Genomic DNA, 12,298 nt, shown 5'->3' with positions numbered 1-12,298 from the left:
GAACGAAATGCAATTCACTCCACGATGTTAAGTGTAAACTCCAGATCGGCTTTCAAATGCTCTTCCATTAAACTGCTCGCTAATTCAGGTTTGCGCTGCTCAATTGCATCGCAAATTTTCATATGCTCTTCAAGTAATAATGGGCGTTCATGCACTACTACAGTTTTGCTAAATAGGTAAATAATCGATTGCATTTTATCGACCGTTTCAATCATAATCGGATTTCTGCATTCCTGAACAATTAGATCGTGGAATTCTTTATTAGCTTTCACCGTGCCTTCTGTATTGCTCCTTTGTGCCAAATGGATGCTTGACCGCAATTGAACAATGCGTTTTTCAGACATATACGTGGCAGCCATTTTTGCAGCATGACTTTCAATTAATGTACGCATCTGGAACATATGACGCAAGTCTTTTTCGCTTGGCTTGATCACTTTTTTTCGCTTAATTAAACCTTCCTGTTCTAAACGACGGATCGCTTCTCGAATGGGTGTCCGGCTCACTCCGATTTCTTCAGCCAGTTGGACTTCTACTAATTTCATCCCGCCAGGAAAAGCTCCATTTATAATCTTTTCCCGGATTGTTTCATATGCGATTAGTTGCGCGCTACGTGAAGTGATTTCCATTGTACTTCTCCTCCGTTCGTTACTAAACAGTATACAAGAGAATCTATCAAATTAGGTAACTGTATTCATTGAGTTAAATAATGTATACAAGTCAGAAAACTTATTGTATAATGAAATCGCTAATTGTCAAATAAAGAGGAGGCAACATAAGATGAAGATTGGTTTTATTGGGCTTGGTATCATGGGGCGTCCTATGGTCTTTAATATTATAAAAGCAGGATTTGAAGTGAAGGCATTTGATTTGAATGAAGATGCCAGAAAAGTTGTAGCAAATGCGGGGGCCATGGAAGCGGTTTCACCTGAGATGGCAGCTGAAGGAAGCGATATTGTCATCACAATGCTGCCGAATGCTTTTATCGTCCAAAACGTTTTATTCGGTGAAAATGGAATTGTAAATCATCTTAAGCCTGGATCGATCGTAATCGATATGAGTTCTGTATCGCCGGCAGATTCGATCCTTTGTGCAGAGGAATTAAAAAAAGTGAATGTCCGGTTTATGGACGCACCAGTGAGTGGCGGAGAGCCGAAAGCAATTGATGGAACCCTGTCCATCATGATAGGTGGCGAAGAGCAAGCTTTAAATGAAGCCCTTCCCGTACTCCAAGCTATGGCAGCAGATGTTACGCATGTAGGAGGTCACGGCAGTGGATCGACTACCAAACTTGCCAATCAAATTTTGGTTAATGTCACGATTGCTGCGATGTCTGAGGCAGTAGTTCTGGCATCGAAATCCGGAGTGGATATCGAAAAAATGTACCAAGCCATCCGAGGCGGATTGGCAGGAAGTACTGTTTTAGACGCGAAAATCCCTTTAGTCTTGGAGCGGAACTTCGTAGCAGGCGGGCGTATCGACATTAATATGAAAGATCTGACGAATGTTGTTCAGGCAGGACATGATATTGGTGTACCAATGCCACTGTCTACGGATGTCTTAGAAATGTTCCATGCATTGAAAATAGATGGCAAAGCAGCAGACGATCATGTGGGTTTGATTCAATACTATGAGAAATTAGCGAATTTTGAAGTGCCAAAGGGAGGTAAATAAAGTGCAACAGCGTATTAAACACCTTCCTGTGTACGGACTGGATTTGGAAACTCTTTGGAAAACAGAACGTCCAACGTTTCAGCAGAAAATTATTGTGCTAGATGATGATCCGACTGGTGTACAAACGGTTCATGGCATTCCGGTATATACCGACTGGTCTGCCGAAACTATCCGTTCCATGTTTGAGGAATCACGTCAGCTAGTATTCCTTTTGACCAATTCCCGAGCATTCTCTGTGGATGAAACGACGAGAGTTCATACGCAAATTGCGGAAAGAATAGCCATCGCTGCGAAAGAAACAGGACAAGACTTTATAATCATCAGTAGGGGTGATTCCACATTGCGTGGGCACTACCCTCTTGAAACCGAAGTTTTGAGAAATGTGATTGAAAAGCAAGATGCGTATAAAGTCGATGGGGAAATCGTTATACCGTTTTTCAAAGAAGGCGGCAGAGAAACGATAGATGATGTGCATTATGTAAAGCAAAACGGGAACTATATACCGGCAGGAGAAACAGAATTTGCAAAGGACCGGATGTTTGGATTTACAAAGAGCGATCTGAAGGAATATATTGCGGAGAAAACAGAGAATCAATTCCCTGCTGACTCGGTATTGTCGATTTCACTTGACGAGCTGCGCGCACTTGATTTTGGTTCGATTGAGTCTAAATTGCATCGTCTGGAAAGTTTCCAAAAGATGATTGTCAATGCGGTATCGGAAGAGGATTTAAAAGTGTTTACGATAGCGTTGATGCGTGTTATCCAGCAAGGAAAACATTTTCTATTCCGTACGGCAGCTTCCTTTACAAAAGTCATCGGTGATATTTCTTCAAAACCATATTTGACCAAAGTGGACTTGATTCAAAAAAATTCAGCAACGGGCGGTTTGATTGTAGTCGGTTCGCATGTGCGGAAAACGACAGATCAACTAAACGCTTTGAAAGCTTTGGATTCGATTGAGTTTATCGAATTTGATTGTCACCTCGTCGTGGATAAAGAACAATTTGAAAAAGAAATTGTACAGATTCAGGAGAGGATCAATGAGAAAATTGGAGAAGGCACGACGGTTTGTGTGTATACATCTCGTAGTCGAATCGATTTAGGTGAAGGGCGGCAGGAAAAGGAGTTGGCTTTATCTGTGAAGATTTCCTCCGCAGTCACACAGTTTGTTGCACACTGCAATCCACAGCCAGCATTTGTCATTGCAAAGGGCGGCATTACGTCAAGTGATGTGGGAACAAAGGGGCTAGCCGTGAAAAAAGCAGAAGTGGCTGGACAAATCGCGCCCGGTATTCCTGTATGGAAAACAGGGGAAGAGAGTCGTTTTCCAAGCATTCCGTATGTCATCTTCCCTGGCAACGTCGGTGAAGTCGATACACTGCGCACAGTTGTAGAGAAATTAGTGAATAAGGATTGAGGTGATGACATGGTAGAAGGTAATATGCTCATTGTCATTTTTCTGCTGTCATTGGCAGCATTATTCTTTATGATATTAAAAATGAATATTGAGCCGTTCGTAACGTTGATTGTTGTAGCCTTTGTTACAGCACTTGTACTTGGATTTCCGTTGGCAGATATTCCGGGCCTCATTACGACGGGGTTTGGTAACACGCTAACTGGAGTCGGAATTTTAATCGGTCTTGGGGTAATTTTTGGCCAGTTCTTAGGTGTATCAGGTGCAATTGAAAAAATTGCGGAAGCTGTGCTGCGAGTGTTTGGGATCAAGCGGTCAGCAGCCGGGCTTTCTTTAACAGGAATTGCCGTTTCGATTCCTGTCTTCTTCGATGCAGCTTTCGTCATTTTGAGTGGACTGGTGAAAAGTTTATCCAGACGTACAGGAATTTCGATTGTGACATTCGTAACTTCCCTCGGTGTCGGATTGATCGTTTCGCACAGTATGATTGCGCCAACACCTGGACCGCTCGTTGTGGCGGAAAATACGGGCGCAGACTTAGGATTGTTTATTCTTTATGGAATCATTTGCGCAATCCCAGCAGCGATGATCGGCGGCTATTTTTACGGTTCATTTATTGGCAAACGAATTAAGACCATGCCGGAAGAACTTGAGGATGATATTGCCGTTCCTGATAAAGTTGAAGGTCGTAAAGAAATCTCTACAGGTTTATCGTTCTTTATGCTTGGCTTGCCGATTATACTGATACTCCTGAATACAGTCACGGATTTATGGTTGGAAGAAGGGACTGCATCACAAATTCTAGGTCTCATTGGCGACAAAAACGTTGCATTGTTAATCAGTGTGATTGTCGGATTGATCGTGCTGAAACCGTATATACATGTGCCCTATAAAACATTGTATGATGAAGCAATCAATTCTGCAGGAATGATCATCCTTGTCACGGGAGCTGGTGGCGCTTTCGGTGCAGTAATTAATCAAAGCGGCATAGGAGATTATTTGATTGAGACGATGCAAGGTTGGAGTATTCCGGTTCTCATCCTGGCATTCATCTTTTCACAAATTTTACGTGCTTCGCTCGGATCAGCAACTGTCGCGCTCGTCACGACTTCATCCATTCTCGGACCGATGGCCGGAGAACTCGGCGTCTCTCCAATTTTGCTTGGACTTGCAATTTGTGCGGGAGCGATCGGCTTGTCCTTGCCGAATGATTCTGGTTTCTGGGTCGTCAATAAATTTGGTCGTTTGACGATTCCTCAAACAATTCAAGCATGGTCGATTGGTGGATTTATCGCAGGTCTTTCCGCACTTGGCATGGTATATTTATTAAATTTACTAAGCGGGATTTTACCTGGATTATAATGCAAAACCGCAAGTTGCTCATAGATGAGTGGCTTGCGGTTTTCGTCACTCAACGAGGTGGCGCGCTCATACGACTTCGATTTGCGCTTATAACTTCGCCATCGCGGCTCATAAACACATCTTCTTGTGTAGAAAAATATTTCCGCCTTCCAAATTAACAGAGAAAAAAATGCATTACTCATCGCAGTTAATTTTATATAGCTAAAATGTTTAACTATTCTTTTTACTGGGAATAGTTATGTGTGGTTTGTTAAAAGCTTCATTAATAAATCATATAGATCTACGAAAGGGATTGATAGAGTTGAAAAAAACAGGTCGATTTGCAGCAGCGTTACTAATGGCGGGTGTTTTAGCTATTGGTGCTAACCCTTCTATAAATACTGCGGAGGCAGCATCTACCAGTCAGACTATAGGTTCAACTTCCTTAGGAAGTAAGTGGCAAAGCGGGGAAGTTGGATTCGAAGCGGGCTGCGCGTTATCCGAGTGGCTTGGTTGGTTTGAATGTCATCCTTCACAAGTGTCTTGGAAGTAATATCGTTTAAGAGGGTATAAATTATTGAAAGTTACTATACTATGTTTGAATTTACGAGACATTTTTAAGGAACGATTTAAAGATCGACTAATAAAACAAGTGATGAGACCAATTGGTGCTCATCACTTGTTTTTTATTTTTCTGTTAAGAAGATGCAACTAATAGACACACAGTCTATAATTAAATTAGATGTTGTTTTCTGATTTCCGTTAAGGGAGAAGGGGTGTCCGCCATCGAAGTTTTATTTGACTTTAATCTGATTCCTATCATATTCACTCTACTATCTTGGATAGCATTGGGGTATATTGCTTTCAAACTCTATACGAAGCAGAAAGTCAAACTAAAATTATGGAAAGTCCTGGTCACCATAATTGTAGGTCTGTTTTCTTTCTCTATTAATGTATATTGGTTTGATCTGCTGCTAAGATTGGCGATTTTACCGCTTGGAGTATGGTTTCTCTATTTCATTTTGAAAAGTAAGGAAAACCGATGGGAGCGTTATCGATCGTTTGTCTGGCTTGGCTTTTGGTCAAATTATATTTTCCTAGCATTTGCTCTGCTATCCGTTCCTTTCCTACAATGGTTTTATCCGAAAGACCAGTTATCGACCTATCTTTCTCAGGTGGAAAACCCAGAACTTATCTCTATTCATCCTGCCGCAAAAGATCATCAGGTATTTCAGACAGAAAAATATTTTGACCAACTGGACACTATGAAAAAGGATAGGGTTTTTAATGATGAGTGGTATACGGAATACTATTTGGAAACAGAACCTGCTGAACGGAATGAACGTTTCCCTTATCAGCTGACAGGCACTGGATCAAAATGGGGAAGTGGTTTGCATTCTATGATCTATGTCGAAGAGGACGGTAAAGGAATTTTAGTGACGACTTCAGATCGGCAGCTATATTTTCGCACAGATGCATCGCTGATAGATGAGGGAGGGAGCCAATGAAGAAACAATCGTGGATTTTGACCGGTATCGTGCTCCTTGGTGTGGTAATTGGCTTAGCTGGTTGGTTTTATTTATCGGAACCAGTCTCTTTTCCAACTGATGCGCAATTGATGAATGAAATTCATGAGATGTTTCCCGAAGCGGCTGTTGACGTGATTCAAGATATAATTCATGCAGATGAACGTCATACAGTGGTCCCTTTCATTTCTGAACGCCAAGAATACGGTCTGAGCTATTGGATTTGGAAGAACCGTAAATGGCAGGTGGCACATATTGATATGAACGGCGAACCTAGAGTGTGGAAGGTTGACCAGCAAGATCCATCTTCTTATCATTTTGTATGGAATATATCTCCTGCGGATCAACTAAGTACTCTCCAATTATATATGATTCGGGAGAGAGGACAGCGAATCTCAGAAGAAGTAGTAGAAGAAGAAACATATTATCCAAGGGTGCAAATGGAGTGGGTCACCTCTCTCAAGGACAGTTCATATGGCGTGATGCCGTTGCCTGAAGATGGAGTGCAGATTTTGGATTCTTTTTTAAAAACTAAAGCAAAACATCAGCCTGAGTTGTTCTTTGAGAATTTCTCACCAACACAAGAGATACATTTCAGTTGGATTGCAAAGGATCAGTCAGGGAACGAAGCATATCCAGAGAGTTCAGTAAATGGCGATAGCTATAGTGTCAGTAATATCTCGGTAGATTATATGATGATTTTTAGTGAAGAACAGTTAGAGTTGCCGGATAGGAAGTGATGAACCGGATGTCGAAGAAGTTTTTATATGTAGTAGTGACTCTTGCAGCATTGGGATCTTTCATTTATTTTCAAAATAATGCAATCGATATTACTCGCACTACAATTCGTTCGACAAACATCCCAGCTGGCTTTGATCAATTCAAAATTGTGCAGTTGTCTGATTTGCATAATAAGAGTTTTGGGGAAGAACAGCGTGCTTTGGTGCGTAAAGTCAGCGGCTTGGAACCAGACATCATTGTATTTACGGGCGATTTGATCGATTCAAAGAAAAAGGGCGACAAAGCTAGCCTTATTTTGATGGAGGAATTGGTTCAAATTGCGCCTGTTTATTTTGTCTCGGGAAATCATGAATGGTGGTCGGGAACGTTCAGTTCACTGGAGAGTTCTTTACATGATATAGGAGTACAAGTCATGAGAAACACACATGTTACCTTGGTTAAAGGTAATGAAGAGATACATCTTGTTGGGATTGATGATCCGGCGTACGAAAATGAAAGCCGATCAGAAAGAGATACATCAGAGGAGGACATTTTGAGATCGACCGAAGGGCTTGAAAAAGAAAATACTACTATCCTTTTATCGCATAGGCCCGAAATGTTTTCGCTCTACGCAGAGCATGAATTTGATATAGTTTTTGCCGGTCATGCGCATGGGGGACAGTTCAGAATGCCGTTTATTGGCGGTCTAGTAGCACCGAATCAAGGGTTTTTACCGAAGTATACAGCTGGTAAATATACATTGGATCATACGGTCATGGTGGTGAGCAGAGGACTTGGGAATAGTATTATTCCATTAAGGGTTTTCAATCGACCGGAGATTGTTGCAGTCACATTGGAAGCGACAGATTGAGAAATAAATAACTAGAGAAACAGCTGAGGGGCATAACTGAGGAGGAGAGCAAATTGACTATTAAGACGATAACACCGGAAGATTTATTTATGAAAATGAATTCTAACGAAGAGATTGTGCTTGTAGATGTACGAGCTGAAGACAAATACAATGACTTTCATATTGAAGGGTCTAGCGTAGAGGATTTGAATGTGCCAAAAACAGAGATATTCAAGTTGGTAGACGAGAAAGATCGACTCATTCCTATGTTACCGATGAATAAAGAATTGACCATCACGTGCACAACGGGGAATTCCGCTACGAAGTGCGCGAACATACTCTCCGAACGAGCTTATACCGTTGTCGTATTGGAAGGAGGAATCACCGCGTGGAAAGAATATAAGAGCAAGAATTCGACCAATCGTATGTGGGAAGAGTATATAAAGGGTAACCCGCATGCACCTGAAAGTTACGAAGCATGGGCTTTCGGCGATTCAAAAGAAATGGCAGATGAACTTGCCAATCTGGTTATAGAAGGAAAGAAAACAGCGACAGCCTCCAATTACACAATTTATGAATTAGAAAACGAGCCGTTACCGCAAGTGGGCCTACACAATATTATTCTCGATGGTGATGGGGAAGCGGTAGCGATAGTGGAAACGACAGAAGTGGAAGTTGTTCCTTTTGACGAAGTAACGGTAGAACACGCTTATTTGGAAGGCGAAGGTGATCGTTCGTTAAGCTACTGGCGTGACGTTCATGAAACTTTCTTTAGCAAAGAATTTGAAAGTCTTGATAAAGAGTTCACATATAAAATGCCGGTGGTTTGCGAAAAGTTTAGGCTGCTTTATAAGAAATAAATGATTTATCTAAATAGAAATACTTTGCAAAAAAGTCAGCCGTTCGCAACCGGCTGACTTTCACTACATCACAATTTTGATTTTATGGGCTTCATTGGGACCCCGTCTTCGTGATTTACCTCTTTTACACCTCGATAGATCCACTTATGTAACGGCTGTTTAAAACGCGGCATCATAAAACCAAGAATTTTTCCGATATAGTACGCAGCAAGAATTGTTCCGATACCAATTGAGCCGAGTGATTGAATAAAGACTAAACAAACTGCACCTGCGATCCCTACGTTAAGCAAGTCACTCGTAATTTTTGCTTTGCTGAATTTTAAATCGAATCGCTCACTAATTACATATGTCAAAGCATCATAAGGCATCAACGGAAGTTTGGCCGTGAAATAGGCTACTAGACCTGCTGAAATGATGAATAGACTGATCACTAGAAAAGCAAATCTTGTCAGAAGAATTTCAGGGTTAGGAAACAGCTGAACAAGGAGTAGTGTCGCATCCATAAAAAATCCGAATAAAAGTGCGACTAATAGCTGTAAGAACAATTCACGTAATTCAATTCGTTTCTTTAAAATTACCTGGAGTGCGACGAATAAAATGTTCGCGAGGATGGTAGTGATACCAATGGATAGGCCGGCTGTCAGCGACAAAGCATAAGCCAGCGAAGACACAGGGGAAACGCCGAGATTTGCCTGAATGGAGAAACTAACGCCTAACGATAATAAAAATAAGCCGATTATATATAGTATTACACGTTTCATGATGGTTTTCATAAACTTTGAAGGACCTCTGCTTTCTAGAAATGTCTATGTTTAATCATAACATGTTAATTTGGATATGTATTAAACCTGATACGCTAGAAAACCTTCACTTCTATAAGTAGGGGATGGACTGCAATGGCTTACATCATGCAGTCCAAAAAACAACAGTTACTTCACCAACCAATTTTAATCGTCAACACACAGCATGTTCCGTTTTGGTCCCGATATTTCAGTTGAATACCTTCTGGGGTGTAGTGGGTTTCAACGATAGCCGTTTCATCAATGGATGCAATCAGCTGGTTTACTTTATTCTGATTGGATTGTTGTGCGGCCTGCATAAGTTCCCGTGAGAATTGGGGCGATTGTTCGATCTTACCGACTAATAAAGTTGCCTGTTTCATGAGTAGATGGAATTCCTGAGCTGAGGATTGAAATTTTTTCGTATCGACAGGTGGGTAGCCGCTAGTGTCATTGACGGCTTGTGCTTGAGTGGAGAATGGCCAGACAGGATAATAAGGTGAATGGAAGTAAGGGAAACGATGCACTGAAACTCCTCCTTTTTATAAAATTCGGTATGGTATATTATGAAGCTTATCGTAAATACGTGTTAAGTGTCGGTATGGTAGACCCATTTGAAATACGAGAATGCATAATACATAACGAAAAATTAAGGAGCTGCCGTAGAATAGCAAACGTGGACTTAGTGGTGTTTTATTATAGTGCGACCGATACACAAACTACCTTTTCTTCGTGTGTTAAACAGAGCAAAGTTGCAAGGAAGAATGCCTTTCCTTGCAACTTTTGCGTATTACAGTACTAGTAAATAAGGTGTTTCAATATATTTTACTAAAATGGATAAGAACTCGGCAGCTTTAGCTCCATCAATGATTTGATGGTCAAACGTAATGCTAAGTGGAATCTTTTTGATGGCTTTTACTGTTCCGTCTTCACTTAAAATCAACTCTTCTTGCAGAGCCCCAATTCCCAAAATTCCTGTTTCGGTTGGATTCAGTATTGGTGTGAAATATTCGATACCACTTGCACCTAAATTGGTGATAGTGAATGTGGAACCAGAAAGAAGAGCTTGATCCGCTTCACCGATTCGGGCTCTTTCAGTTACATCTTTTAACGCGTTCGCGAGTGATCCAATGGTCTTTTGATGTGCATTTTTAATGACAGGCACTAGTAAACCGTTATCTAGGGAAGTCGCGATGCCTAAGTGTACTTCATCAAATTCTACTAACTGTCCATCAAAATATGTGGAGTTCATGGCCTTTAGCTCTTGTAAAGCCAAGATAGCAGCTCGAGCTAATAAAACAGTCAAACTTAATTTCACTTCGGAATTATTGGCGTTCAGTTCATTGCGCAATGTCTGTTGGAATTCAATTAGCTGATCGATACCTGCTTTGCGATGTAAAGTGAGTTGGGCTGTTTGTGCCAAACTTTCACGCATATTTCTCGCAATCGCTTTTCGCATGGGAGAGAGCCCTTCGCCGACAGAAGCAGTTGGTGCTGAAACGGTTGCTGCGGCTTGTTTGGCAGCGAGCTCATGTGCAGGTTCAGTCTGTCTATCACTACTTGCCAACACTTTATCGATATCGCGCTTTGTTATACGCCCTTTGCCGCCAGAGCCTGTCACAGATTGGATATCGATATCATTGTCGACAGCCATTCGTCTCGCTAACGGGGTAATGAAGATCCGATCTGACTGTTGATGTTTTGTTACTCCTTGCTGTGCAGGTATGTCTGATGGTGAATGCGGTTTTTCGAAATTCATTACATCTACACTGACAGGGTTAGTATCCTTTTTATCAGCTGAGGAAGGCTTTTCTCCTTCTTCGCCAATAATCGCAAGGGCGTCTCCCACTTTCAGTTCATCTTCCACGTCACCGAACTTCTCCAATAGAATACCGGTGTTTGGAGCTTCTACATCTTGATTTAGTTTTTCAGAGCTAATCATTAAAACAGGTTCACCTTTTTCAACTGTGTCACCTATTTCTTTATACCATTCAGTAATGGTGCCTTCTGTCATAGTCATACCTAGTTTCGGCATTACAATTGTTTCGCTCATTTATTTCACCTCCTACATTGTATGAGATTTCTTTAAGTCTTCAATGATTTCATCAGCTACATGCAATACCTTATTGGCATCTGGTATATATGCTTTTTCCAGATTAGCGGCAAATGGAACAGGTGTATTTGGTGCACAAACTGTTTTAATTGGACCGTCTAGATAGTCGAATGCCTTATCTGCTACAACAGATGCGATGTCTGTCGCTGTATTGTTGTGCGGGTTGGATTCGTCTATAACAATTAGGCGGCCTGTTTTTTTCACAGACTCAATAACTGTTTCCTGATCCCATGGTGCAATCGTTCGTAAATCGATTACTTCTACCTCGACACCATCGGGATTCAGTCGCTCTGCTACTTCTTGAGCGACCTGCACCATTTTACCTATCGCCACAATTGTCAGGTCACTTCCTTCACGTACTACATTCGCCTTGCCGATTTCAATTGTATAATAGTCTTCCGGCACATCTCCTTTGATGCCATAAAGCATTTTGTCCTCCGAAAAGACGACCAAGTTATCATCTTCGATTGCTGCTAGCATGAGCCCTTTTGCGTCATAAGGATTGGAAGGAACGACCACTTTTACACCGGGAATTGCACCGAACAATCCATACAATGTTTGGGAGTGTTGAGCAGCAGCTCCTGCGCCTGCCCCATGGACCGTGCGTACGGTAAGTGGGATTTTTGCCTTTCCGCCAAACATATAGCGCATTTTTGCTCCTTGGTTCAAGATAGGATCTAGTGCAAAACCAACAAAGTCATTGAACATCAATTCTGCGATTGGGCGTAAGCCGGTTGCTGCTGCGCCGACAGCTGCGCTGAAGTAGCCATGTTCTGCAATCGGTGTGTCAATGACGCGTCTTCTGCCAAATTCAGTAACAAGCCCTTTGGATAAACCGAACACCCCACCAAATGCATCGTCATATCTTCCGTCATCTTGGACTAAATGATCAACTTCTGCCCCGCCTGCTACATCTGTACCAATTAGAATAACAGATTCGTCTTTACGCATGGATTGCGCCATTGCTTCATTGATTGCTGTCATAAAAGTGACTTTTCTTTCCGTCATCGTCAGTTCCCCCTTT

The 12,298-nt window shown here is 41.7% G+C and carries 13 protein-coding genes; 8 read left to right on the top strand and 5 right to left on the bottom strand.

Annotation, left to right across the window (positions count from 1 at the left end; all coding sequences use genetic code 11):
• Positions 1-14 precede the first annotated feature (14 nt).
• Positions 15-626 (bottom strand): GntR family transcriptional regulator, encoded by a 612-nt coding sequence (locus B5D59_RS15445; protein WP_078818576.1) that lies wholly within the window; start codon positions 624-626, stop codon positions 15-17.
• A 151-nt stretch (positions 627-777) separates the two neighbouring features.
• On the opposite strand from B5D59_RS15445, the gene garR reads away from it, so the two are divergent.
• From garR to B5D59_RS18660, 8 genes are all read left to right on the top strand, one after another.
• Positions 778-1,671, top strand: coding sequence for a 2-hydroxy-3-oxopropionate reductase (gene garR, locus B5D59_RS15440; RefSeq protein ID WP_078818575.1), 894 nt, complete (start codon positions 778-780; stop codon positions 1,669-1,671).
• Position 1,672: 1 nt separating this feature from the next.
• Entirely contained in the window at positions 1,673-3,088 is a 1,416-nt protein-coding gene (locus B5D59_RS15435; RefSeq protein ID WP_245799544.1) for a four-carbon acid sugar kinase family protein, read from the top strand.
• A 9-nt stretch (positions 3,089-3,097) separates the two neighbouring features.
• Positions 3,098-4,447 carry a GntP family permease gene (locus B5D59_RS15430; protein WP_078818573.1) on the top strand — a complete coding sequence of 450 codons (1,350 nt, stop codon included), beginning with the start codon at positions 3,098-3,100 and terminating at the stop codon, positions 4,445-4,447.
• A gap of 301 nt (positions 4,448-4,748) precedes the next feature.
• Complete coding sequence (locus tag B5D59_RS15425) at positions 4,749-4,979, top strand: hypothetical protein (RefSeq protein WP_139366033.1); 231 nt, start codon at positions 4,749-4,751, stop codon at positions 4,977-4,979.
• A 223-nt stretch (positions 4,980-5,202) separates the two neighbouring features.
• Entirely contained in the window at positions 5,203-5,934 is a 732-nt protein-coding gene (locus tag B5D59_RS15420; protein ID WP_078818572.1) for a hypothetical protein, read from the top strand.
• A complete protein-coding gene (locus B5D59_RS15415) occupies positions 5,931-6,692 on the top strand; it encodes a hypothetical protein (RefSeq protein WP_078818571.1) in 762 nt (253 codons plus the stop codon). Before B5D59_RS15420 ends, B5D59_RS15415 begins: the two co-directional genes overlap by 4 nt.
• The gene (locus tag B5D59_RS15410; protein ID WP_078818570.1) at positions 6,692-7,543 is read left to right on the top strand and encodes a metallophosphoesterase; all 852 of its coding nucleotides are present in this window, start codon (positions 6,692-6,694) and stop codon (positions 7,541-7,543) included. The genes B5D59_RS15415 and B5D59_RS15410 overlap by 1 nt, the downstream gene beginning before the upstream one ends.
• Positions 7,544-7,596: 53 nt before the next feature.
• Positions 7,597-8,382 (top strand): ASCH domain-containing protein, encoded by a 786-nt coding sequence (locus B5D59_RS18660; protein ID WP_078818569.1) that lies wholly within the window; start codon positions 7,597-7,599, stop codon positions 8,380-8,382.
• 68 nt (positions 8,383-8,450) lie between these two features.
• Here B5D59_RS18660 and B5D59_RS15400 read toward each other — a convergent pair whose 3' ends face one another.
• The 4 genes from B5D59_RS15400 to B5D59_RS15385 all read right to left on the bottom strand — a co-directional run bounded on the left by B5D59_RS15400 (position 8,451) and on the right by B5D59_RS15385 (position 12,282).
• Complete coding sequence (locus B5D59_RS15400) at positions 8,451-9,143, bottom strand: YczE/YyaS/YitT family protein (RefSeq protein ID WP_078818627.1); 693 nt, start codon at positions 9,141-9,143, stop codon at positions 8,451-8,453.
• Positions 9,144-9,316: 173 nt separating this feature from the next.
• Positions 9,317-9,688 carry a YuzC family spore coat inner layer protein gene (locus B5D59_RS15395; RefSeq protein ID WP_009498689.1) on the bottom strand — a complete coding sequence of 124 codons (372 nt, stop codon included), beginning with the start codon at positions 9,686-9,688 and terminating at the stop codon, positions 9,317-9,319.
• A gap of 263 nt (positions 9,689-9,951) precedes the next feature.
• Complete coding sequence (locus B5D59_RS15390; RefSeq protein ID WP_078818568.1) at positions 9,952-11,214, bottom strand: dihydrolipoamide acetyltransferase family protein; 1,263 nt, start codon at positions 11,212-11,214, stop codon at positions 9,952-9,954.
• Positions 11,215-11,226: 12 nt separating this feature from the next.
• Positions 11,227-12,282, bottom strand: a complete 1,056-nt coding sequence (locus B5D59_RS15385; protein ID WP_078818567.1) for an alpha-ketoacid dehydrogenase subunit beta — start codon at positions 12,280-12,282, stop codon at positions 11,227-11,229.
• Positions 12,283-12,298: the final 16 nt, after the last annotated feature.

This window comes from Sporosarcina newyorkensis, from assembly GCF_900167515.1.
Classification (GTDB): Bacteria; Bacillota; Bacilli; order Bacillales_A; family Planococcaceae; genus Sporosarcina; species Sporosarcina newyorkensis.
This window is presented reverse-complemented; position numbering and strand designations above follow the sequence as displayed.